Below are 21,518 nucleotides of genomic sequence, written 5' to 3' on the forward strand. Positions count from 1 at the left end.
AGCAGATGCGAGCCGGATTAGACCGTAACCTGTCAGATGCCACCCTACCGGCAGCGAGAGAAGAGGTTAGCAATCTAAAAATCGTTCCTTCGGTTTTAGTCTATCTTACGCTATCAAAAAGAAATATTCTTTTGGTCTTAATCCTACTAGGGAATCTGGTGTTTTAGCGCCTTTTTGATGTCCGGAGGAAAAAAATTCTCGCCCTTTAGAACTTTTCCGTCCTCACGGTAAATCGGTTTGCCCGCACCATCTAGCTTTGACAGGTTGGAAGCCTGCACTTCCCGAAGTACCGCTGGCAGTGAAATCCCACATTCAAGCGCCATTCCATAAATAACGTAGGTAAGGTCAGCCAGAGCATCCGCGGCCTCGATAGTGTCGCGAGTATTGTCATCAGGTAGGGAAGAAATAGCCTCCTCTAGGAGGGCGCGAGCCTTATCCCCATAGACAGCCCCGGTTAATTCACACACTTCCTCAAAAATGAGACGCATCCGCATATGAACCCGCTCGTGATTTATACTGGCCGGCCCGTGCTGAATCGGCAGTCCGTAAACCTCGTGGAATTGGCGCACCAAATCCTCGGGGCGGTGCGAATCAGGCAGGTTTAGCCCCAAGTTAGCCGCATTCGCTGAGGTTCGTTCTTCGTCCTCGTTAATCAAAATTATCCCTTTCTTTATTATTTCCCGAAAGCAAAATGTCCGTAAGCTCTTCCACAGACTTAACCCAGGTAGCTCCCGGGAACTCCGCGGCGGTTCCAGCGCCCCAAGAAACCCCGATTACCTCAATGCCGATATTCTTTGCAGCCCGATAATCGTCCTGGCGATCTCCAACCAGCACTGTCTTTTCCAGCTGGGAAGTATTGCCCAGCTGGGACAGGGCATAGCGAATAACCCCTTCTTTGCCGCGCCGAGTTAGCGGATTAGCAACATCACTAGGATTTTCAGCGCTAGTGCCGGGGGTTTCCCTGGTTCCGGCAATCACATCCAGGTAGGGACTTATCCCACTAGCGCGAGCTATCTCGATTACCAGTTCCTCAAGTTTAGAGGACGCAATCGCCGTTTTTAGACCTGCCGAGTGCAGTTGCGCAAGCATTTTTTTAATCCCCGCAAAGAGCGGAGTCTGCCTCATCCGAGGACGGTAAAAACGCCTGTATATTTCAACAGCTTCATCAAGTCGGTCTTCTTCTAAATCTAGATAGGTTTTAAATCCTAGACGCAGCGGCGGACCTACGAACCGTTTTAGCTGCTGAGGGCTTTGACTGGGAAGATTATAGTGGGAAATAACTTCTCTAATTCCCTGGGTAATAAGGGGAACCGAATCGGTCAAAGTACCGTCCATATCGAACACCACAGTGTCGAAAGTATGCTTTTCCATCCGCTTTTCCGTTTCTATCCCGAGGTAAATAGCTCTAGAACGTGACTCCCTGCCCTATTGTAGGCATTTTTGTGCTTACGCAATTCACAAAGGCTCAGTAAAGCGCTTTTCCATATAGTGTCCCAGCTCATATTTTAGGTTTCATTTTTCATGCAAGCTACAAGGTGTGCTAATCTCTCTGGTGTCCTTGAGCGCGGGTGGCGGAATCGGTAGACGCGCTAGCTTGAGGTGCTAGTGACCAACTTAACGGTCGTGAGGGTTCAAGTCCCTTCCCGCGCACTTTTGGGGTGACCCGAGACAGGTTTCGTTATCTATATCTATTGCGGATGTTTATAAATATCGGTTTTAGTTCAAAATCAGTATTTTCTATTGGTAAAAAATCTCTTAACTAACCTAGAGTAGTTTTATGCATATTGCTAGCGGAGTGAATGCGTAATGTTTGGCATCAGTGGTAGCGAGTTCTTGGTACTGGCGGTGATTGCCGCTTTGGTTTTAGGACCGAAAAATGTTGCGCAAGCTCTGACAGGGCTACGACATTTATTAGCCTCTATACAAGCCTGGTCAGCAAAAATGCGACGGGAGTCTTCTGGAGACTTTAGCGCACTCACCCCTGAAGATTTAGAAAACCTAAAAATGCTGCGCAATATCAATTTTTCTCGCTACAACCCCAAGCAAATGATTCGTCAAACCATACAGGAAGAACTAGATGCCTGGACACAAGCTGCTAGCGATTCCGGGCAAGCCCTAAAAAACAGCGTCTCCCCAAAACCAGGAGACACCGTTGAAGGAGCTGATTACTCTAAGTAAGCAATCCTGGTTTTAGATCTTGACCCTGCTTAAAACGCTACCCCCGCCTCTAGGTCTCTAGAGCTAATCCACCTAAAAGAGGGCGGAGAGCAGATAGATAGCCGGTAATAACCAGCCTTGGTGGGCGATACTGGACTCGAACCAGCGACCTCTTCCGTGTCAAGGAAACGCGCTAACCAGCTGCGCCAATCGCCCGAGGTGGGTACGGGATTCGAACCCGTGTACACGGCTTTGCAGGCCGCTGCCTAACCACTCGACCAACCCACCATAATCAAAGAGCGCCGCGCTTGGCGACGCCCTTTAAAACGAGCGGATGACGAGACTCGAACTCGCGACCCTCACCTTGGCAAGGTGATGCTCTACCAACTGAGCTACATCCGCGTTGCGTATGAAAGTATATCTACAAAGACCTTAGATTTGCCAAACTGACTTTGCGTGGGGCTGCTCACAGCCGCCCTTACCTTGGATTATTCACCTATTATCATTCAATACCGACTGAGCCTGGGAGAAACTACCGTAGTGAAACTGCACGCGGGAAAAAGAACCTAGTTTGATATTCTGCAATTGTCCGTATGAAAACTCGTTTTAAAGGAGAACTCGTTTGTTCCAAACATTAAATGCAATCTTTGCTCAGAGCAGTACGCACACAATCATTATGATCCTTGTTCTTCTCCTGCTGGTCTGCCTATTGTTCTCAGCTATTTTCATCGTTAAGCAACAAACCGAAGCCATAATCGAGCGGTTCGGAAAATTCAAACGAGTTTGCAGCCCTGGGCTTCATATCAAAATCCCAGTTATTGACCGAATCGCAAAGAAAGTAGAACGGAGAATCCAGCAACTTGATTTGGTGGTGGAAACCAAAACCAAAGACAACGTGTTTGTGTCTATTCCGGTATCAGTACAGTTCCAGGTGCAAGATTCGGCGGCCTCGTTCTATTCCTTATCCAACCCTAACCAACAGATTACTTCCTACGTTTTCGACCGGGTACGTTCCTCCCTCTCCCAGCTGAACTTAGATGAAGCATTTTCCTCTAAAGACACGATTGCCCAAGAGATTGAGATTTCTTTGGGAGAGCAGATGGCACGTTACGGATTCAAAATCGTAAACTCACTGGTTACCGACATAAATCCCGATCAACGGGTTCGGGAATCTATGAACTCTATCAACGCGGCACAGCGTGAACGGGAAGCGGCTATCCAACTAGCAGAAGCCGATAAAATCAAACTGGTTAAACAAGCAGAAGCGGACGCCGAATCGAAACGTCTCCAAGGTGAAGGAATCGCCCTACAAAGGCGCGCTATCGTAGAAGGCTTGGTTGAACAGTATGAATCCTTGCGTGATGCCGGCATTGGGGATCAGGCGCAGCAAATCCTGTTAATGACACAATACTTCGACACCTTGGCTGAGGTCGCAAAATACTCCAAGTCCCAAACCTTGATGTTGCCCTCCAATCCAAATGGAGTTACTAACACTATGGAAGAAATCCGTAACTCTCTAGTCGCAGGTATAAAAGCTGCTGGTCAAGGGGAATAATGCCGGATATTACCTAAAAAAATTCACAGTTAGCGGGAGGTTTGGTTATAGACCTCCTGCTAGCTGCCAAGAACCCGCTAGCACTAAAACTACCGATATAAAGGCAAGGAAAGGACGCATCCACAGTTTCCAGGCTTCTAGGGGTTCAGCAACTATTGCCACCTTATCGCCCCCGCCTATACCAGCTGCTTTACTGGATGCTTTCCCACTCGCTTTTGTTTTCAGGCGCTCCCAAGCAGGTTTAACTAGATAGGTTTCAGCGGCATTTACTGAACAGTCATCCTCCAAATTTGAAGAATCGGTAAAACCCAGTCCCACAACCGGTTTCTTTTTAGAACTTGCCGGAGCTATCGCCCCCGCTTCATTTACTGCGACTTGGGGAGCAAACGAAGATGGTCGTTTACTACCCGCAGGAGACGCCCCGAAAAGTGAGGGCTTTTCCGTCTGAATGACCAGGGGATTACCCGCCCTATGCAATAGCGAATTTTTCCCCCTCAAAGCGCCAGGATTCCCCCTTGGGTCAGGAAGTGCTTTTTTAGCTTCAGAAAACGGGCTATTACTAGGTTTAGCGGGCACAAAGGAGAAAGTTTTGGGTATAGCAGCTGGCTCTAAAAGGTTTGCGGCATCTTTTTCAAGCGCACCCTGAGCGGGTAAATCCTGGAGATTCTCCCGTAATCTTGGAGAAGAACTATCACCCACCAAAACAGTAGAGTCTAAAACGTTAGCAGTGCTTTCTTTCCGAGCAGAACCCGATGCCAAAAACATAGACTTTTCTATCTCCCTGCCCTTGGAAGGAGGTTTCGCAATTGCGTCCTCGCCTCCTCCCTTTCCAGTTCTTAAAACTGGTCGCAGCAGCCAGTTCTTTCCTTGCGCGTCTTCTATGAGATGCGGACAGGGAAAATGCGGTTTTCCGCTCGGCACTATCTGTTGCAAAATCGATAAGGCATTAGTATCGACGGAAATGGCAAGCCATTGTCTGCCCGATTTATCCGTCCTAATTTCTTGTTCCCTAACTTTGGGGTTAGCGGCATTTTTGAGTATGCATCTAGTTTCCATACCCTCACCCCAGCAGATTCGATTCCTGCTTTCACCTTGTTTTCCACAGGCTCCAGTAGCGCTCACAGCAATCAGTGCCTGGGGATTACTTCGCTAATACCAGAATTCCCAATTTTTTCGATAGGCTTAGACCATCATGACTACACAAAATAACCCGCAGAAAAAGAAACACTGGTGGAATAACCTCGCGGACATTTACCGCGTAACTAAACGTTCCTATTCCTGGATTGGCTGGGCACTGCTCGCCATAATTGTGTCAGTACCCCTAATAGTGCTGGTAATCTGTCTAATCAGCTCACTAAGCGTCGGTCGCACCATTTTTTATATGGTTATCGCCCTGTCGCTGGGAATGCTGCTAGCTACTACCCTGCTCACCCGGCTAGCTAATAGCGCCATGTACAAACAGCTAGAGGGAGTAAAAGGCAACGTTTATGCGATTTTACGTTCCATTAAACGCGGCTGGATTGTAGAGGAAGAACCGGTAGCCTTTAACCGTAAACAAGACCTGGTATATCGATTAGTAGGCAGACCGGGTATCGTATTAATTTCGGAAGGTCCCTCCTCGCGTGCCAGTGAACTGCTAAATGAGCAAGAACGCAAATGCCACCGGGTAGCCCCCTCCGTACCGATTCATAAAGTCCAATCCGGCTCGGGCAAAAACCAAGTTCCTCTAGCTAAACTGCTAAAAACTATTAATCGCCTAAAGAAAGAAATCAGTAAGGACGAAGTGCCGGTCGTTGCCCAAAGGCTTCAATCCTTACAGAACAAGGCATATCGCCTACCTGGTGGGGTTGATCCGGCAAAAACTAAGATAAACCGGAGAATGCTGCGCGGAAAATAAGCTAAATAGGCTTTTCGCGCGAAATTAATAGTCGCATATCTGCCCGCTAAATCAAGAACTGAAAAACTGGGCAGCCCCAACTGGTCTTACCTATTTTCCAGGCGTTTTGGGGCTGCCCAGCAGTTTATCCAATAGTTCTTTTGAAGTTCGCAGCTGCGTAAGGTTCTCATCTACCTGCCACTGCTCTACCGGACGCGAAGACCAAATCCGAGCAGAAAAGCGCCCCGGCTCGCCCTCGAAAACAGATAAAGACGCATTAGAAACCGGTTTCGTAGCCGCAAGGGCAAAAGTAATCTCCGAGGTATTCATATAAGCCCAGTAACGAATAATAGCCCCGTGCGCAATAACTAGCGCACAGCCATCACTAGCTACCTGCTGCGCGACCTTAGCAATTACCCGATTAAAGCGAGTCAAAGTTTGAACACCGGTTTGTGCCCCCTCCATTTGTAACTCGGTCTGCCCCTGCATCCAGGAGCCAATCGTGCGCACATATTTCTCAACCGATTCCATATCGGTAGCCATTTCCAAGCGCCCCGCCTGGATCTCGTTCACATCTGCGCTTTCCACATGGACAAGACCGAAATGTTCTTCAAAGGGGATTGCGCTTTGATGGGTGCGAATCAGATTAGAAGTCACAATAAGTTGAGGGTCTGGCAGACCGAGTTCTTCCCAAGTCTTTACTGCTGCTTGCACCTGCCGCTCCCCCTCCGCGTTAAGTGGAGAACCTGGCTCGGCAGTATCAAGCGCACCAGTAATATTGGCGTTAGTTTGCCCATGACGCATTAACACCAGTTTCATAACCGCTCCTTTACGAGTTGTAAAACACTCTTTCCATTACCGCGCGAGCCCGGCGCGCCCGGCGTAAATAATCTTCCCGTAAATCATTTTCGGTTCCCGGACAATATCCGAGCAGCCGAGCCAAAGCATGAGCATATCCGGCTGCCGTAGGTAAATAATCAAGTTTATTGCCGCTGATGCGGTTAGTTACCAGCACATTACCGCAGCGAACTCGGCACGCCATCATCCAAGCATCCCGCAAATAAGAACCGGCAGACTCAGATATTAAACCTTGCGCCCTGGCCGCTTCTAGTGCCTGCAAAGTACCGGTTACCTGCAAGCTGGGGCAAGAAGCTGCGTTTTGCAACTGTAATAATTGGGCAATCCACTCCACATCACTAAGCCCTCCCGGGCCGAGTTTCACATGTAAAGAAGCGTCTTGCCCTCCCGGAACCCGTTCATTTTCCATACGTGCCTTGAGTAGGCGAATCTGCCGAATGCCACCCTCGTCTATTGCCGTTCCGTAGCGAATCGGATTAATAGTTTTGGTGAAGCTATCCATTAAATCCCGATCCCCGCAAAATACCCGAGCTCGCAGCAAGGCTTGCAACTCCCAGGGCTCAGCCCAACGTTCATAATAGTCACGCAAAGCATCCAAAGAACGAGATAACGCCCCATCTGCTCCCTCGGGGCGCAGCGAATAATCAACTTTTAGACTGGGAGAAGTAGATGAGCGATTCATCTCCTCTTGCAAACGGGTAGCAAACAAAGCTGCAATCCTAGCAGCCTCCGGAGCAGGAAGTTTAGCATTTGACCGCAAGACAGTGGGAGATGCCCCTGGGGTCAAAATAGGAGCCAAAGTAGAAGTCACCGCCCCAGGGCTACTCCAACGCGAATCAATCAGAGGGGAATGAACCACCAAAAGATCAGCATCTGAGGCATAGGCACATTCGCGTCCTCCCCCGCGCCCCATCGCCACCAGGGCAATGCGAGGCAATAGCTTTTCTTTTTCCGCCAGCTCTCGCAAAATAACTTCACTGGCGGTAGCGATAGTGGCATCGTTAATGTCAGTAATCGCTGCCTGGGAAGAAATCGGATCTAGACAATCCACAACATCTCTAAGGGCACAACGCAACAATTCCCGTCCCCGAGCTTGCCTAATCCGATCAATCGCCTCACCAGTAGCTTGGTGACGGCGGGATAGTGCCTCCATCTCGGTGAAAAGCTGGCTAAAAGTGCGCGGAGTGAGCTTTTCATCATCATCTAGCCACTGCACCGCTTCCGGAACATGTTCCAGACGCTCGGCAATATAAGGACTGAGTGACAAAATGATACACAAGCGGTGGGCAACTCGGGAAGAGTCACGCAAAAGACGCATATACCAGTGAGATTCCCCAATAGATTCCGAAAGACGGCGAAACCGAAGCAATCCGGCATCAGGAGAAGGACCTTCCGCCAACCAACCAAGCAACACCGGCAAAATGTGTCGTTGGATTTGACTACGTCGCGAAACCCCACAGGTGAGCGCCCCAATATGCCCCAGAGCGCCCCGCGGATCTAGATAACCGGCAAGCCGTAGACGATCGGTGGCCGCTTGTGGATTCAAAGCAGCTTCCTCTTTAGATAAACCAGCAGTTGCCGGCAGTAAAGGGCGATAAAAAATGTCTTGCTGCAAAGCACGTATTTGCGGTTTCAACTTTTCCCAATACTTGCGCAATTGCCCCCGTTTACCGAAGCGGTCTATTCCCAAAGACCTGCCCACTCGGCGTTCATCCTGTGGGTTTTGGGGAAATAAATGGGTACGGCTCATTCTCTGCATCTGCATTCGATGCTCTACTACCCGTAAGAAACGGTAGGCATCTGCTAGCTTGCGCGCAGAATCCCTGCCGATATATCCCCCCTGGGCAAGAGCATCTAAGGCTTGCAAAGTGGGGCGAACCCGTAGGCTCTCATCAGTTCTCCCATGAACCATTTGCATCAGCTGCACCGAGAACTCTATATCTCGCAGCCCGCCAGGACCTAATTTTATTTCCCGACCAGCAGTTTCGGCAGGAATAGATTCTTCAACTCGGCGTCTCATTGCTCGAGTGTCGGTAAAGAAACCTTCCCGTTCCACGGCGCTCCACACCATTGGCCACACCGTGTCGATATAGGCTTTCCCCACTCTTTTATCCCCGGCGGCCGCTCTAGCTTTCAGTAGTGCCTGAAACTCCCAGGTCTTAGCCCATTTTTTATAGTATTTAGCGTGGGCAGCTACCGTGCGGCAAGTAGCCCCATCCTGCCCCTCGGGACGCAACGCTAAATCGATTGGCCACAGTGGCATCTCGATTCCCGGGCCGCAACAGGCAGCCGAAATCCCAATCGCCAGACGAGACGCAACCCGAAGCGCTTCCTCTTCGTTCAGATTGCTGCCAGCAGCCGGTTCGGCAACATAAATCAGGTCAATATCGCTGTGATAATTAAGCTCCCCCGCCCCAGTTTTCCCCAGGGCAATCACCGCAAAATCTACCTCTCCCTGCGGATCGTATTGGGTACGCGAAAGTGCCAGAGCCCCCTCTAAGGTAGCGTCAGTAAGGGCGGCAAGTTTAGCGGCGACCACTGAAAAGAAAGCTAATGGGTCAGGGTGTAGCGCGTCCTCGGCAACAATTTGTAGCAGCTGAAAGCGATAAGCCCGCCGTAAATCATTAAGGTCGCCTTGCGCTACCCAAGTATCCTCCCGGATTTCTCTAGCCCCAATCGCGCGCAAAATATATTCTCGGGCTATCTCGCGGAACCGAAACACCATAGCAAGCTCTTGGTCTACCAGGTATCGTTCCCCGTCCCAATAGCTCTGCAAGGATTTGACTTGAAGCTGCTCCAGCAGCGAGGGGTGCGCAATCAGGTAGTCTGCGCAAAACCTAGATAAACCAGATAAAGCAATAACTAGGGAAAGCTGCTGAGGGTTATCGTCCAAGAGGCTTTTCGCTGAATCTACTGCCTCGAACAGGTTGATTAAACAAAGTAACACCTGGTCAGGTTGCGCACAGGCAGCCAGGTCGCGCCAGAAATCTTCGCGCTCGACTAGAGGAGCCAATCCGTCGCTAGCAAGCCACTTTTCAGCGCGTTCGACCTCGCTGACCCCGCTAGCTCGCAGCCTTGAGGCTAAAGTAACTTCCCTGACCATAGCTGCCCGCTTTACACCCGCAAGAACTTTGCCAACTCTCCACGAGTTATCTGCGCCGAGTATTCACGCCATTCCCGCTCTTTATTTCGCAGTACATACGCGAAAACTTCCTCCCCCAGCACCTTCGCCATAAACTCAGATTGACGCAGTTCCCCGATGGCTTCCTCTAAAGTCAAAGGCAAAGTCGGGATTCCCTGGGCGCGCCGTTCCGCGTCCGAAAGTCGCCACACATCATCTTCTGCTTCTAAAGGAAGCTTCATCTCTTTTTCAATCCCGTCTAACCCGGCAGCTAGCAGACAGGCACAAGCCAGATAAGGGTTAGCGGCCGGATCGGTTGCGCGATACTCGATGCGGGCATCACCAGCTTTTTCTGGTTTATATAGGGGGACGCGCACCAGGGCAGAACGGTTATTATGCCCCCAACAGATATAGGAGGGCGCCTCGGAACCTCCCCACAAACGCTTATAGGAATTAACGTGTTGATTCACTATCGCCGAGTACTCGCGAGCATGAGCAAGTAAACCAGCCGTAAAGGCTTGCCCAGTATCGGAAAGCTGATAAATATCGCTGCCCGCGTTATAAAAAGCGTTTTCTTCGCCCTCGAATAAAGACATATGGATATGCATTCCACTGCCCGCCTGCCCCGCCATCGGCTTCGGCATAAAGGTAGCCAGCAGGTTTTCTTGCATCGCGATTTCTTCAATCAGAATCCTAAAAGTCATGATGTTATCGGAACCGGTGAGCGCATCACAGGCACGCAAGTCGATTTCATTTTGTCCCGGACCGTTTTCATGATGGGAAAACTCGACCGAAATCCCCATTTCTTCCAGCATCGCCACTGCCCGGCGGCGAAAAGAGTTGTCTCCCCCGTTAGGCACATGATCAAAATAGGAGGCATTATCGATAGGACGCAGGGGCTCATCTAGCGAAGTGAGTGGTTTAAACAGGTAAAACTCGATTTCCGGGTGAATGCGAAAGGTAAATCCTAAATCGGCTGCACGCTCAAGTTGGCGTTCTAATACCCGGCGCGGATCTGAGCGGGCAGGGCGCAAATCAGGGGTATAAACATCGCAAAACATTCGTCCGACTTCACCATCGTCCCCGCGCCAAGGCAAGATTTGGAAGGTAGAGGCATCGGGGCGTAGCAACATATCAGATTCGTAAACCCGGGTGAATCCCTCGATAGCGGAACCATCAAACCCGATACCCTCTATAAAGGCATCCTCAAGTTCTGCCGGATCAATCGCTACCGATTTTAACGAGCCAGACACATCGGTAAACCACAGGCGTATGAACTTTACGCCCAGTTCAGCAATTTTTTGTAATACATCCTCTTGTGCTGAATCCATTATTTTTAACCTTTTCGTTTGCTATTTAGTCGGTTTATTTCCTGCTGGAGTTTCATATTTGACGCCCTGCTTATCTCTTCACCGAGCGTGCGCCCACCAGCGGTTATTATCTCCACGTCCACATTTTAAAGGCAAGGAGAATGCCTTAGAAAGCTGCTCACTGGTCAGTACCTCATCTATTGCACCCGCATCAATGATTCTTCCCGCTTTCATCAAGGCTGCCCGGTTAAAAGAAGCTGGGATTTCCTCTAAATGATGCGTGACCATCACAATTTGGGGAGATTTTGGATCGGAACTAAGTTCATCTAGGGCGCATAGCAACAGTTCGCGAGCCTGTAAATCAACTCCAGCTACCGGTTCATCTAATATCAAGATTTCTGGGTCTGCCATCAAAGCACGAGCAATCAAAACCCGCCCTCTTTCCCCATCAGAAAGAGTAGATAGACAGCGATCTTGCAGATTATCTACCCCAAATAGTTCCATCAAATTAGCGCGGCGCTGATAATCAATGTCCTCGAAATCGTGATCGCGTCCCCGGACTATAGTGCCGTAAGCCGCCGATAGAATCAGTGCCTTTACCGTTTGTTGTCCGGGAATCAGACGCAGAACATCAGAAGAGCAATACCCTACCCGTTCATGTAACTCTTGTACCGGCACGTTACCTAAGTGATGCCCCAAGATTTTCGCTGTCCCCCGCGAGGGATAGTTACGAGCTGCCAGAATAGAAACCAAAGAGGTTTTGCCCGCCCCATTAGGACCTAGGATTACCCAGTTTTCGCCCTCTTTAGTTTGAAAGGAAATATCATCAAGTATCTGATTTCTCCCACGCATAAAATCCACGTGTTTTAATCGCAGCAGAGTATCCATAACCTAATCCTAACTATTGGAGGAGGCATTTAAGGGGCAAGAGCGAGCATCTTCCCCAAATGCTCGCCCTGCTTAAAACCGTCCCGCAGCTGAAAACTACAAAAGCGAACGATAAAGCGCTACGGTTTTATCGGCTACCGATTGCCAAGAAAACTTCTGCTCTACTCGAACCCGTCCCGCTTTACCCATCTGTTTTGCCCGATCTGGGTGCTCAATCAAATCGGTGATTCTCTCGGCCATATCTCGGTGGAACTTAGCGGGATTAGTGGGAGTACCACTGCCATCAGTTAGCTGGTCAATAGGCACTAAATATCCGGTCTCGCCCTCGGCAATACAATCCGGAATCCCCCCGGTAGCGGTTCCCACTACCGGAAGTTCCATGGCGGCGGCCTCTAAATTAACAATCCCCATCGGCTCGTAAATCGAAGGGGTGACGAAAACATCAGCGGAGGACAAAATATGTACCAGGTCATCGTGTGGCATCATGTTTTCAATCCACACTATCCCCGAACGTTGCCCACTAAGCTGGTCTACCAGCTGCCGTACCTCTTTTTCTATCTCTTTAGTATCAGGCGCACCCGCGCAAAGCACTACTTGGGTGCTATCCGGAATCTGTTTCACTGCCTGCAAAAAGTGAGGCAGTCCCTTTTGTCTGGTTATCCGACCTACAAATACCACAGTAGGTAAATCCGGGTCGATTCCATATTTAGCTAGGGTGTGGGAAACCAGCTGAGAATCACTGGGCAACTGCCAGTCCGCCAAATCCAGCCCATTATGGATTACATGCACCTTATCTGGGTCTATTTGCGGGTAGGAGCGCAAAATATCATCCTTCATCCCATGAGAAACCCCGATTACCGCATCCGCCGCCAGATAGGCAGTCTTTTCTGCCCAGGAGGAGAGGTTATAACCGCCACCTAATTGTTCTCGTTTCCAAGGACGCAGCGGCTCTAAGGAATGAGCGGTCACCACATGGGGGATTTCATAGAGATTTTTGGCCCAATGACCAGCCATATTGGCATACCAGGTATGGGAATGCACCAAATCAGCCTGGTCGCAATGCTGCGCCATCTGCAAATCAATCCCCAAGGTTCTAAGCGCCGGATTAGCCCCCTCTTGCTCGGAGCAATACTCATATCCATTAACTATTATTTTCTGCTCATCTGTAGGACGCGCTCCCTCAAAACAATGCACCCCCACTTCGATTCGTTCAGCTAACACTTTCGCTAGCTCAGTAACGTGAACACCAGCCCCACCATAGACATGAGGGGGATACTCGCGACTTAGCAAATCGACACGCATGGGAACGCCTTTCTAAAAAACGATTTAAGAGTTATTTACTAGATTAATAGAATCAACATTTATAGGGGCGGGAACGAAGTTTTGATTCCAAACCCGCCCCCAAAAGAAATAATGTGTCCTATCCTAAAAATATGCGTAAGAACAATGTACTGGTCATGATTCTAGCCGGTGGTGAAGGTAAAAGACTGATGCCACTAACCTTAGATCGCGCGAAACCCGCGGTTCCTTTTGGGGGAATCTATCGTCTCATCGATTTTGCCCTTTCCAATGTGGTCAATTCGGGGTATTTACGCTCGGTAGTGCTAACTCAATATAAATCCCATTCTTTAGACCGCCACTTGGCGACCACCTGGAGAATGTCGGATTTGCTCAGCAACTATATAGCCCCGGTACCAGCCCAGCAAAGGCGAGGAAAACACTGGTATTTAGGCAGTGCAGACGCTGTTTACCAGTCTCTCAACATCGTTCGCGATGAAGATCCGAAATACCTGGTTATTATCGGTGCAGATAACATCTATCGGATGGATTTTTCCCAAATGGTAGATGACCATATTAAATCTGGTTTGCCTTGCACGGTTGCCGGTATCCGTCAGCCAATCGAACTCTCAAGCAGTTTCGGGGTAATAGACCAGGACGGTGGCACGGTCAAGCGTTTCCTAGAAAAGCCGGACACCTGCGAGGGACTGCCGGATGACCCAACTAAGTTCTTGGCCTCTATGGGGAATTATGTTTTCACTACTAAAGATTTAGTAGCCGCGCTGCAAGCAGATGCGCAAAACGAAGATTCTAAACACGACATGGGTGGAGATTTAGTTCCCTATTTCGTTGAGCATGGCGGGGTTAATTGCTATGACTTTATAAAGAACCAGGTTCCAGGCGCTACTGACCGCGACCGGGATTACTGGCGGGATGTGGGTACGATTGACGCCTTTTATGACGCTCATCAAGACTTACTCTCGGTGTCGCCAGTTTTTAACCTCTACAACTATGAATGGCCAACTTTTACCAAACTAGATGCCTGGTTACCTCCTGCTAAAAGCACTTTTAATGATGAGAGTCGGCGCGGTGAGGCGCTAGATTCTATTGTGTCTCCTGGGGTTATCATTTCGGGTGCTCTGGTGGAACGTTCCATGCTTTCCCCGATGGTGCATTTACATTCCTACTCACATGTTGATGGTTCGGTACTAATGCATGGGGTTGATATTGAACGCTCCGCTGTGATTCACAACGCTATTTTAGATAAGAATGTTCGAGTCGGACCGGGGGTACAAATCGGTGTCGATCACGATAGAGACCGCGAGCGGGGCTTTATTGTTTCCGAGGGCGGAATCACGGTAGTCCCCAAGGGAACAGTGGTAAACGAATAGCCCATTTAACGCTAGCAATAGCTAATGGGTGGGGCAGATATGGTTTCATATCTGCCCCACCCATTTTTGATTGGTCTACCAGATTTTAGGGCTAATACCCAGGCTATTGCCCGTTTTCTTGCCAGATAGTTAGCCGATTTTTAGCTTAGATACCACTGCTCAAAGAGCCGATAATTGCAAAACTGAAAATATAGAAAGCTACGGTTAGAACCAGACCAGCGATAAAACCGTTACGGCATTGGGTTGCCGTCTTAGGCTTGGTATTTTTCCACACCAACCAAAGAACCAACCCTGCAATGGGAATAAAGAACCCCAGAACTGCCCAGCCGAAACTACCGGTGTCTTCGGCATTCGGACTTGCTACTCCCCCACTTTGATAACCCTGTATAGGAGCTTGTGGCAGGGGCTGCCCGTAGCTAGGTTGCTGCCCCACCTGAGGCTGCGTCGGCGAGCTTGGCGGGTAGGGATTAGAGCTATTATTTGGATTGGGATTGGGGTTAAATTGACTCATTATTATTCATCCTTTAGATAGAAAACTCAGAATTATTTTCCTGTAAAACCCGGACAACTAGCAAATTTTAGGCTTGACTGAATTTTGATACAGAAATTTATTCCAGTACTGAAGACGCTTCTTTCAAGTCCTCTGTACCGCTTTCAGCACCTCTAACTGCTAAATAATTTCTTCAATTCTCTAATACTTCCCAATTAAACCCAAGACTATTGGCGCAGCGGGGCGTGGAAAACCCCGGTTATCTGCCCGCTACCAGAGCCAAGATTATTAAAGGAGCGAACGTGAAATGCAATAGCGGTAGCGGTGGATACTCCATAGGGAACGCTGGCGTTGTCTGGGGTTAACAGTTGGGCAGTCATCGAGATAATCGGTTCATGTCCCACTACCAAAATGGTTTTACCGCCTGTCGGTCCATACTCTTCCACTAGGCGCAGCAGCCGCTCCGGGGAGCAATGGTACAGCTCGTCCTCTGCCAGTAGTTGAACGCCTTGGTAGAATTGTCCCAGCTGCCTCGCAGTTTGAGTGGCGCGAGTCGCCGTAGAATGCAATATCAGCTCGGCTTCAACGCCCTCTTTAACCAATAACGTCCCCAGCTCTCGCGCCTGCCGCACCCCAGCCGGGGTTAAAGGACGAGAGTGGTCGCCGTGGCCGTAACCAGCCTGCGCGTGTCGTACCAGGGTTAATTTGTAGCTCATACTTCCATCCTAGCTAAGCCTCTAGAATGAAAACTAAGGACAAGGAGGAACATGGCTTTAGCTAAAGGACCAGAAGACAATATCTGTTCAGCCCGCCGGTGCGAAAACCCGGCAACCAAAGCGGTATTGTGGCGCAACCCCAAGATTCCCCGCCCCGTACATAAAACCTGGCTGACTTGCGATGAACACGCTGATTTTTTGCGGCAATATCTGGCGTATCGCTCTTTTCCCACCAAGGTAGTTCCCTTTAGCGAGATCGAGACGGCAACTTTGGATTAGTCCCCGAATTACCCACTAGCCCCAGCAAGATTACGAGTAAGGCCGGCTGCTAGCTAAGTCAGTTCCACCAGATCCAGGTAATCATCGCTCCATAAATCCTCGTCCCCATCAGGGAGCAGCAACACCCGCTGCGGATTTAGTGCCTCCACGGCCCCCGGATCGTGGGTGACCAGCACCACTGCCCCCTCGTATTGGTCGAGGGCGTGCAAGATTTCTTCTCGGGACGCCGGATCTAGGTTATTGGTAGGTTCATCAAGCAGCAGCACATTGGCGCCACTTACCACCAGGGTGGCTAAAGCTAGCCGGGTTTTTTCTCCCCCCGAAAGCACGCTGGCCGGTTTGAAAGCGTCCTCACCCGAAAATAAGAACTGTCCCAAAATGTTGCGCACATGGGTTTCATCCAGGTCGGGAGCCGCCGCAGTCATATTTTCATAAACCGTGCGGGCAGGATCCAAGGTTTCATGCTCCTGGGCATAGTAGCCCAGTTTTAGGCCGTGACCGGGGACAACTTCCCCCGAATCTAGTTCTTCAATCCCGTTTAATAGGCGCAGCAACGTGGTTTTACCGGCGCCGTTTTCCCCCAAAACCACCACTTTGCTGCCGCGATCGATTGATAAATCTAGACCGGAAAATACCTCTAGGCTGCCATAGGATTTCGCGAGGCTGCGCGCATTAAGCGGTACTTTGCCGCAAGCTAGTGGAGTAGGAAAACGTAGGCGGGCAACCTTTTCGGCCTTGGTTTCGCTTCCGGCCTCTTTAACCAGTTCCTCGGCTCGGCGCAGCATTTGCTGCGCTGCGACTGCCTTAGTGGCTTTAGCCCGCATTTTTTCACCTTGCTCACGCAATGCCTGCGCTTTCGCCAGGGCATTTTGGCGCTCCCGGCGCCGCCGCGCCTCATCTTGAGCGCGCTGCTTCAGGTAGGCGTCCCAGCCGAGTTTATATTGGTCAATCACCGCCCGGGAGGCATCCAAGTACCACACCTGGTTTACCGTGTCTTGTAGTAGCGCCGTAGAGTGGGTGACCATGACAAAGCCGCCGACATAGGTGCGCAGAAAATCGCGGAGCCAAATAATGGAGTCATGATCTAAGTGGTTGGTGGGCTCATCTAAAAGCAGTACGTCCGGTTGGGAAAAAAGTACCCGCGCCAGTTCTACCCGGCGGCGCTGCCCTCCGGAAAGGGTCGCTAGTGGCTGCGTGAGCGCGCCTTGCTCTAGCCCCAGGTTATGGGCAATCTGCATAGCCTCAGAGCGGGCGGCATAACCTCCTAGGCGAGTAAATTCTTCATCCAGCCGGGCGTATCTTTCTATCGCCCTGGCCTGGGTTTCCCCGCTGGTGGTAGACATTTTTTCTTGAGCGTTCTCGATTGCCCGCAAAGTGCGATCCAAATCCCGCACCGCCATGATCCGGGAAATCCCGTCCTTTTGCTTTACCCCTACCGCCGGGTCCTGTGACAGATACCCTACTGACCCGGAGGAAGTAACTTTGCCTTGAAAATCGATATTGTCGATTAGTTCTTGAGCCTCGTCCTCGCTAAGAGAGCCGCTGGAGCGATGTTTACCGAGAGCAACTAGCGCCGCGATTAGGCGCATAGTAGTGGTTTTACCAGCGCCATTGCGCCCCACTAGACCGATCCGCATCCCTTTATCAATCCGCAAATTGGTGCGGGAGACCAAGAGCCGCTGCCCGATCCGCACTTCCATATCTTGCGCATTAATCACCCCGCGATTCTACCCAGGAGCTGACCGTAGTTAAAACCGATACGGCTATTGCTTGGTCCGCTACTATCCCGTATTTTCGAGGATAGGAGTAGGTCGAAGCAGATACCGAACCTCAGATATGAAATAGCTAGATTACAGATTTAACAGACCAGAAATAGATGTCTTTGCCCGTTAAAATAAGGATATGAGCGATATTAGTGAATTGCGTAAACCCAAAGCCTGGATGACCGATATGGATGGAGTGCTGGTGCACGAATCCGTGGCGCTACCAGGAGCATGCGAGTTTATTGAAACCCTGAAAAAGAAAAATATCCCGTTCCTGGTACTAACTAATAACTCTATCTTTACTAACCGTGATTTAGCTGCACGATTAAAAACCTCGGGATTAGAGGTTCCCGAAGACCGCATCTGGACTTCGGCTAACGCTACTGCCGAATTCTTAAATAGCCAGTCCCCTAACTCGACCGCGTTCGTCATTGGAGAAGCGGGACTTACCACCGCAATCCATGAAACCGGTTATATTATGACTGAAACCAATCCGGAATATGTGGTTCTAGGTGAAACTCGCTTCTACGATTTCGTCAATATTACCAAAGCGATTCGACTAATCGAAAAGGGCGCGAAGTTCATTTGCACCAACCCGGACACTACCGGTCCTTCCGAGGACGGAACCCTGCCCGCGGTGGGGTCAGTAGCCGCGATGATTACCAAGGCTACCGGGCGGAGGCCCTATTTCGTGGGTAAACCGAATCCGGTAATGTTCCGGGCGGGACTCAATAAGCTGGGCGCCCACTCCGAGGACGCGGCCATGGTCGGCGACCGCATGGACACTGATATTCACGCCGGGGTAGAAAGCGGTATGGATTCCTACCTAGTGTTATCAGGTTCAACTTCCCGCGAGGACATCCAGAAGTTCCCCTACCGCCCCAAGGCAGTGTTCAACGGAATCGGGGATCTACTACCCCTACTTGGATAGTCTGGTTAGTACACTTAGCTGACTGTTAAATCATTAGGGGAGGCGCCCGGTCACTGGCCGGGCGCCTCCCCTTTCAGTACCTGATTATTCTAGTCAGTTAGCGTCCCCAAAGTAGCTACCATCACGGCTTTAATGGTGTGCATCCGGTTTTCTGCTTGGTCAAACACTACTGAGCGTTCCCCACAGAACACCTCATCGGTAACTTCTAAGGCATCGAGACCAGTTTTTTGGTAAATATCCTCCCCCACGGTGGTCGCGCGGTCATGGAACGCCGGTAGGCAGTGCAAAAACTTTGCTTGCTGTCCGGCTTCCGCCATTAGCTGGGCATTAACCTGGTAGGGCAAGAGCAGCTTAATCCGCTCATCCCAGACTTCTTTCGGCTCCCCCATCGAAACCCATACATCGGTATACAAGAAATCCGCACCCTTAACCCCAGCAGCCGGATCATCAGTGTGGGTGATTCTCGCGCCGGTTAGAGCCGCAATTTCATGGGCTTTATCAATCCAGCATTGTTCATTCCACAGCTGCTTTGGCCCGATAATTCGCACATCCATGCCCATCATTGCCCCGGAAATCAGCAGCGAATTCGACATATTATTGCGGGCATCACCCAGATAGGCAAAGGAAATATCCTGCAAGTCGCGTCCGGAATGTTCCATCATAGTTAGCTGGTCACAAAGCATTTGCGTGGGATGCCACTCATCGGTCAGACCATTCCAAACCGGCACCCCCGATAGGCGCGCTAAAGTCTCTACGTCCTCTTGACGCCGTCCTCGAAACTCAATGCCATCATAGAAGCGCCCCAATACTTGCGCCGTGTCCGCCATAGATTCCTTATGCCCAATCTGGGAGGCCACCGGGTCGAGAAAAGTTACATGGGCACCCTGGTCGTAGGCAGCTACTTCAAAAGAGCAGCGCGTGCGGGTAGAAGTTTTTTCAAAAATCAGGGCGATATTTTTACCTTTCAAATAAGGCTGTTCACTTCCCGCCCGTTTGGCTGCTTTTAGCTGCGCCGCCAAATCCAGCAGATACCGCCATTCCTCGGCGGTGAAATCGAGTTCTTTTAGAAAATGGCGACCAGATAGTAATGCCACAGTTTAACCTTTCTATTTTTTTTCTTACTATTGAGCTAAATCTGTTTCCCCGATTCAGACCCCGCTATTTATTCAACAGCTGCTCGCGATAACGGACAGGTCATACAGCGCGGCCCTCCGCGCCCACGCCCCAGCTCTGCACTGGGAACTTCTAAAACTTTTACCCCTTGGGAGCGCAAGTAGTCGATGGTTTGCCAGTTGCGGTCATAGGAAGTCACCACGTTTTCACGAAGTGCCAGCAGGTTACAGGCATCATTCCATTGCCCGCGTTCGGCGCCACTATCAGATTGCGGGGTTTGCAGAATATTAACCGCGCTCACTCCGGCCGCCTGAGCAAGAATCTCATGCATTTCGGCTTCCGGATGCATCTGCCAACAGATTTGACCGTCTGCGCCCCGGCGAGCAGTAACGCTCTCCAACATCCCCAAATTTTTGTATTTATAGAAAGTATCCCGGTTAATCATCGTCAGAACCGTATCTAAATGCATTTGGGCTCGCTCCATCGGCATCAACAACCCGGTAACCATATTTATTGATGAGGACGAGTCCCGGAGCAGGCGGGAAGCAAGGCGCTCGAAACCTGCCGGGCTGGTACGTTCCGAAATCCCTACCAGTACCGAGTGTTCCGAGAGTATTTCTACATCCCCGCCCTCGGTGGAGGCGGGGCTGTCAGCTACGCCTGCGCCAAACTGGGTAAGATTATCGCTAAAATCTGGATGGAACCGGTAGATAGCCTGCAAGTTTAAGGTTTCACGGCGACGGGCAGTCTTTTTCATGGCCGAGAGCATAACTCCCCCGCCAATCCAAGCAGAAGTATCGCGGGTAAATAAATGGTTAGGTAATGCCCCCAAAACCAAATCCTCAACACTAACCCGGGCTAAAACCACTGAGGAAACTTTTCCCAGCTGTTCCTCAATTTCTTGGCGCGTAAGTCCACAGAGCAAAATCTGTGCTAAACGTGAGCTTTCTTGCGTATCCAAATACTGGCGTAACCCTTCGCTAAGCGAAACTCCGAAATGACGCTCATTAATTGTTTCCGCCAGCAACCATTTACGCGCTGCCTCTATATCTAAAGTTTCCGCCAATAAATCCGCTAAGTAAACCACCTCGGCATTTTCGGCGCTAAGAATAGCGGTGAAAGTATCGTGATCTTCACGCGCCTTTTCTAGCCATAAAATATCGTCGAACAGCAGTTCGTCTCGATTAGAGGGGGTGAGGCGATTGAGCTCTTTACCTGGGCGATGTACTAAAACTCTCTGCAATCTACCAACTTCAGACCAGACCCCAAGTGTCATAGACTTCCCCCTGCTAGATTTCTCTAACAGCCTATGTTACCTCATTAAACGTTAAAGCCGAGAGCCCGCAGCTGTTCACGTCCGTCCTCGCTAATGCGATCTGGTCCCCAAGGTGGCATCCACACCCAGTTGATTTGAACCCGAGACGCCATCGCCGAAAGCACCCACTGAGTTTGCTCTTCCAACACATCGGTGAGTGGACAGGCGGCTGAGGTAAGTGTCATTTCGAGAACCACTGTCCCATCTTCTTGCAGCTCAACCCCATAAATCAGCCCTAAATCCACGATATTAATCCCCAGTTCGGGGTCAATAACATCTTTCAGTGCTTCCAGTATTTCCTCTTTGGTAGGGAGCGCATTTTGCGGGGTGAGCGGGGAAGGCTCGGCAAACTCTTGTGGGGAATGCTGAGGGGCTGCTCCGGACCTTGTCGCTCTGCCCGATTTATCGGTATCTAAGCGTCCGTTTTCGCTATCATGCCCATGGACATGGGTTTTCGAGGGGAGATAGGGACCGGCA

Annotated in this window: 19 protein-coding genes, 4 tRNA genes and 1 pseudogene; 7 read left to right on the forward strand and 17 right to left on the reverse strand. The window is 50.3% G+C overall.

The window, feature by feature from the left end:
• Positions 1–146: 146 nt before the first annotated feature.
• Positions 147–656: a nucleoside triphosphate pyrophosphohydrolase family protein gene (locus QZT94_RS06505; protein WP_270625624.1), complete on the reverse strand. Its 510-nt coding sequence runs from the start codon at positions 654–656 to the stop codon at positions 147–149.
• Complete coding sequence (locus tag QZT94_RS06510; RefSeq protein WP_072509448.1) at positions 649–1,371, reverse strand: HAD hydrolase-like protein; 723 nt, start codon at positions 1,369–1,371, stop codon at positions 649–651. Before QZT94_RS06510 ends, QZT94_RS06505 begins: the two co-directional genes overlap by 8 nt.
• 191 nt (positions 1,372–1,562) lie before the next feature.
• Between QZT94_RS06510 and QZT94_RS06515 the strand changes: the two genes are divergently transcribed.
• Both QZT94_RS06515 and QZT94_RS06520 read left to right on the forward strand, forming a co-directional pair.
• A tRNA-Leu gene (locus tag QZT94_RS06515) sits at positions 1,563–1,650 on the forward strand.
• Positions 1,651–1,806: 156 nt separating this feature from the next.
• Positions 1,807–2,178, forward strand: a complete 372-nt coding sequence (locus QZT94_RS06520; protein WP_296761005.1) for a hypothetical protein — start codon at positions 1,807–1,809, stop codon at positions 2,176–2,178.
• A gap of 118 nt (positions 2,179–2,296) precedes the next feature.
• Here QZT94_RS06520 and QZT94_RS06525 read toward each other — a convergent pair.
• From QZT94_RS06525 to QZT94_RS06535, 3 genes are all read right to left on the reverse strand, one after another.
• Positions 2,297–2,373 (reverse strand) — tRNA-Val (locus QZT94_RS06525).
• A 1-nt stretch (position 2,374) separates the two neighbouring features.
• Positions 2,375–2,445, reverse strand: a tRNA-Cys gene (locus QZT94_RS06530).
• A gap of 41 nt (positions 2,446–2,486) precedes the next feature.
• A tRNA-Gly gene (locus QZT94_RS06535) sits at positions 2,487–2,559 on the reverse strand.
• Between the two features lie 220 nt (positions 2,560–2,779).
• Here QZT94_RS06535 and QZT94_RS06540 point away from each other — a divergent pair.
• Positions 2,780–3,712 (forward strand): SPFH domain-containing protein, encoded by a 933-nt coding sequence (locus QZT94_RS06540; protein ID WP_296773302.1) that lies wholly within the window; start codon positions 2,780–2,782, stop codon positions 3,710–3,712.
• A gap of 45 nt (positions 3,713–3,757) precedes the next feature.
• On the opposite strand, the gene QZT94_RS06545 is transcribed toward QZT94_RS06540, so the two are convergent.
• Positions 3,758–4,768, reverse strand: coding sequence for a hypothetical protein (locus tag QZT94_RS06545; protein WP_296761008.1), 1,011 nt, complete (start codon positions 4,766–4,768; stop codon positions 3,758–3,760).
• A gap of 136 nt (positions 4,769–4,904) precedes the next feature.
• Between QZT94_RS06545 and QZT94_RS06550 the strand changes: the two genes are divergently transcribed.
• Entirely contained in the window at positions 4,905–5,609 is a 705-nt protein-coding gene (locus QZT94_RS06550; protein WP_072509445.1) for a DUF4191 domain-containing protein, read from the forward strand.
• A 90-nt stretch (positions 5,610–5,699) separates the two neighbouring features.
• Here QZT94_RS06550 and QZT94_RS06555 read toward each other — a convergent pair whose 3' ends face one another.
• From QZT94_RS06555 to glgA, 5 genes are all read right to left on the reverse strand, one after another.
• Positions 5,700–6,407 (reverse strand): histidine phosphatase family protein, encoded by a 708-nt coding sequence (locus QZT94_RS06555; protein ID WP_296761010.1) that lies wholly within the window; start codon positions 6,405–6,407, stop codon positions 5,700–5,702.
• A gap of 10 nt (positions 6,408–6,417) precedes the next feature.
• Complete coding sequence (locus QZT94_RS06560) at positions 6,418–9,549, reverse strand: bifunctional [glutamine synthetase] adenylyltransferase/[glutamine synthetase]-adenylyl-L-tyrosine phosphorylase (RefSeq protein ID WP_296761012.1); 3,132 nt, start codon at positions 9,547–9,549, stop codon at positions 6,418–6,420.
• Positions 9,550–9,560: 11 nt separating this feature from the next.
• Positions 9,561–10,898 (reverse strand): glutamine synthetase family protein, encoded by a 1,338-nt coding sequence (locus QZT94_RS06565; RefSeq protein ID WP_296761014.1) that lies wholly within the window; start codon positions 10,896–10,898, stop codon positions 9,561–9,563.
• Positions 10,899–10,976: 78 nt separating this feature from the next.
• Positions 10,977–11,765 (reverse strand): ATP-binding cassette domain-containing protein, encoded by a 789-nt coding sequence (locus QZT94_RS06570; RefSeq protein WP_296761015.1) that lies wholly within the window; start codon positions 11,763–11,765, stop codon positions 10,977–10,979.
• Between the two features lie 96 nt (positions 11,766–11,861).
• Positions 11,862–13,067 carry a glycogen synthase gene (gene glgA, locus QZT94_RS06575; RefSeq protein WP_296761017.1) on the reverse strand — a complete coding sequence of 402 codons (1,206 nt, stop codon included), beginning with the start codon at positions 13,065–13,067 and terminating at the stop codon, positions 11,862–11,864.
• 131 nt (positions 13,068–13,198) lie between these two features.
• Between glgA and QZT94_RS06580 the strand changes: the two genes are divergently transcribed.
• The gene (locus QZT94_RS06580) at positions 13,199–14,434 is read left to right on the forward strand and encodes a glucose-1-phosphate adenylyltransferase (RefSeq protein WP_296761067.1); all 1,236 of its coding nucleotides are present in this window, start codon (positions 13,199–13,201) and stop codon (positions 14,432–14,434) included.
• Between the two features lie 145 nt (positions 14,435–14,579).
• Here QZT94_RS06580 and QZT94_RS06585 read toward each other — a convergent pair whose 3' ends face one another.
• Entirely contained in the window at positions 14,580–14,945 is a 366-nt protein-coding gene (locus QZT94_RS06585) for a hypothetical protein (protein ID WP_270625618.1), read from the reverse strand.
• 206 nt (positions 14,946–15,151) lie between these two features.
• Positions 15,152–15,640, reverse strand: a complete 489-nt coding sequence (locus QZT94_RS06590) for a histidine phosphatase family protein (RefSeq protein WP_072509439.1) — start codon at positions 15,638–15,640, stop codon at positions 15,152–15,154.
• A 51-nt stretch (positions 15,641–15,691) separates the two neighbouring features.
• On the opposite strand from QZT94_RS06590, the gene QZT94_RS06595 reads away from it, so the two are divergent.
• Positions 15,692–15,919 carry a hypothetical protein gene (locus QZT94_RS06595; protein ID WP_270625617.1) on the forward strand — a complete coding sequence of 76 codons (228 nt, stop codon included), beginning with the start codon at positions 15,692–15,694 and terminating at the stop codon, positions 15,917–15,919.
• A 53-nt stretch (positions 15,920–15,972) separates the two neighbouring features.
• On the opposite strand, the gene QZT94_RS06600 is transcribed toward QZT94_RS06595, so the two are convergent.
• The gene (locus QZT94_RS06600) at positions 15,973–17,637 is read right to left on the reverse strand and encodes an ABC-F family ATP-binding cassette domain-containing protein (protein WP_296761019.1); all 1,665 of its coding nucleotides are present in this window, start codon (positions 17,635–17,637) and stop codon (positions 15,973–15,975) included.
• Between the two features lie 184 nt (positions 17,638–17,821).
• Here QZT94_RS06600 and QZT94_RS06605 point away from each other — a divergent pair, with 184 nt between their 5' ends.
• Positions 17,822–18,613 (forward strand): HAD-IIA family hydrolase, encoded by a 792-nt coding sequence (locus QZT94_RS06605; RefSeq protein ID WP_072509436.1) that lies wholly within the window; start codon positions 17,822–17,824, stop codon positions 18,611–18,613.
• An 89-nt stretch (positions 18,614–18,702) separates the two neighbouring features.
• Here the strand turns inward: QZT94_RS06605 and argF are convergent, their stop codons facing one another.
• The 3 genes and pseudogenes from argF to QZT94_RS06620 all read right to left on the reverse strand — a co-directional run.
• Positions 18,703–19,707, reverse strand: coding sequence for an ornithine carbamoyltransferase (gene argF, locus QZT94_RS06610; protein ID WP_270625615.1), 1,005 nt, complete (start codon positions 19,705–19,707; stop codon positions 18,703–18,705).
• Between the two features lie 68 nt (positions 19,708–19,775).
• Positions 19,776–21,002, reverse strand: a complete 1,227-nt coding sequence (locus QZT94_RS06615) for an arginine deiminase (protein WP_296761021.1) — start codon at positions 21,000–21,002, stop codon at positions 19,776–19,778.
• 44 nt (positions 21,003–21,046) lie between these two features.
• A pseudogene (locus QZT94_RS06620) lies at positions 21,047–21,343 on the reverse strand (metal-sulfur cluster assembly factor); the annotation flags it as partial.
• Positions 21,344–21,518 lie beyond the last annotated feature (175 nt).

Source organism: Varibaculum sp., from assembly GCF_008661855.1.
GTDB lineage: Bacteria > Actinomycetota > Actinomycetes > Actinomycetales > Actinomycetaceae > Varibaculum > Varibaculum timonense_A.

Bases quoted from the DNA above. Each gene is read 5' to 3' on its own strand.
- QZT94_RS06510 (WP_072509448.1), bottom strand. From the start codon at position 1,371: ATGGAAAAGCATACTTTCGACACTGTGGTGTTCGATATGGACGGTACT.
- QZT94_RS06520 (WP_296761005.1), top strand. From the start codon at position 1,807: ATGTTTGGCATCAGTGGTAGCGAGTTCTTGGTACTGGCGGTGATTGCC.
- QZT94_RS06545 (WP_296761008.1), bottom strand. From the start codon at position 4,768: ATGGAAACTAGATGCATACTCAAAAATGCCGCTAACCCCAAAGTTAGG.
- QZT94_RS06550 (WP_072509445.1), top strand. From the start codon at position 4,905: ATGACTACACAAAATAACCCGCAGAAAAAGAAACACTGGTGGAATAAC.
- QZT94_RS06555 (WP_296761010.1), bottom strand. From the start codon at position 6,407: ATGAAACTGGTGTTAATGCGTCATGGGCAAACTAACGCCAATATTACT.
- QZT94_RS06560 (WP_296761012.1), bottom strand. From the start codon at position 9,549: ATGGTCAGGGAAGTTACTTTAGCCTCAAGGCTGCGAGCTAGCGGGGTC.
- QZT94_RS06565 (WP_296761014.1), bottom strand. From the start codon at position 10,898: ATGGATTCAGCACAAGAGGATGTATTACAAAAAATTGCTGAACTGGGC.
- QZT94_RS06570 (WP_296761015.1), bottom strand. From the start codon at position 11,765: ATGGATACTCTGCTGCGATTAAAACACGTGGATTTTATGCGTGGGAGA.
- glgA (WP_296761017.1), bottom strand. From the start codon at position 13,067: ATGCGTGTCGATTTGCTAAGTCGCGAGTATCCCCCTCATGTCTATGGT.
- QZT94_RS06580 (WP_296761067.1), top strand. From the start codon at position 13,199: ATGCGTAAGAACAATGTACTGGTCATGATTCTAGCCGGTGGTGAAGGT.
- QZT94_RS06585 (WP_270625618.1), bottom strand. From the start codon at position 14,945: ATGAGTCAATTTAACCCCAATCCCAATCCAAATAATAGCTCTAATCCC.
- QZT94_RS06590 (WP_072509439.1), bottom strand. From the start codon at position 15,640: ATGAGCTACAAATTAACCCTGGTACGACACGCGCAGGCTGGTTACGGC.
- QZT94_RS06595 (WP_270625617.1), top strand. From the start codon at position 15,692: ATGGCTTTAGCTAAAGGACCAGAAGACAATATCTGTTCAGCCCGCCGG.
- QZT94_RS06605 (WP_072509436.1), top strand. From the start codon at position 17,822: ATGAGCGATATTAGTGAATTGCGTAAACCCAAAGCCTGGATGACCGAT.
- QZT94_RS06615 (WP_296761021.1), bottom strand. From the start codon at position 21,002: ATGACACTTGGGGTCTGGTCTGAAGTTGGTAGATTGCAGAGAGTTTTA.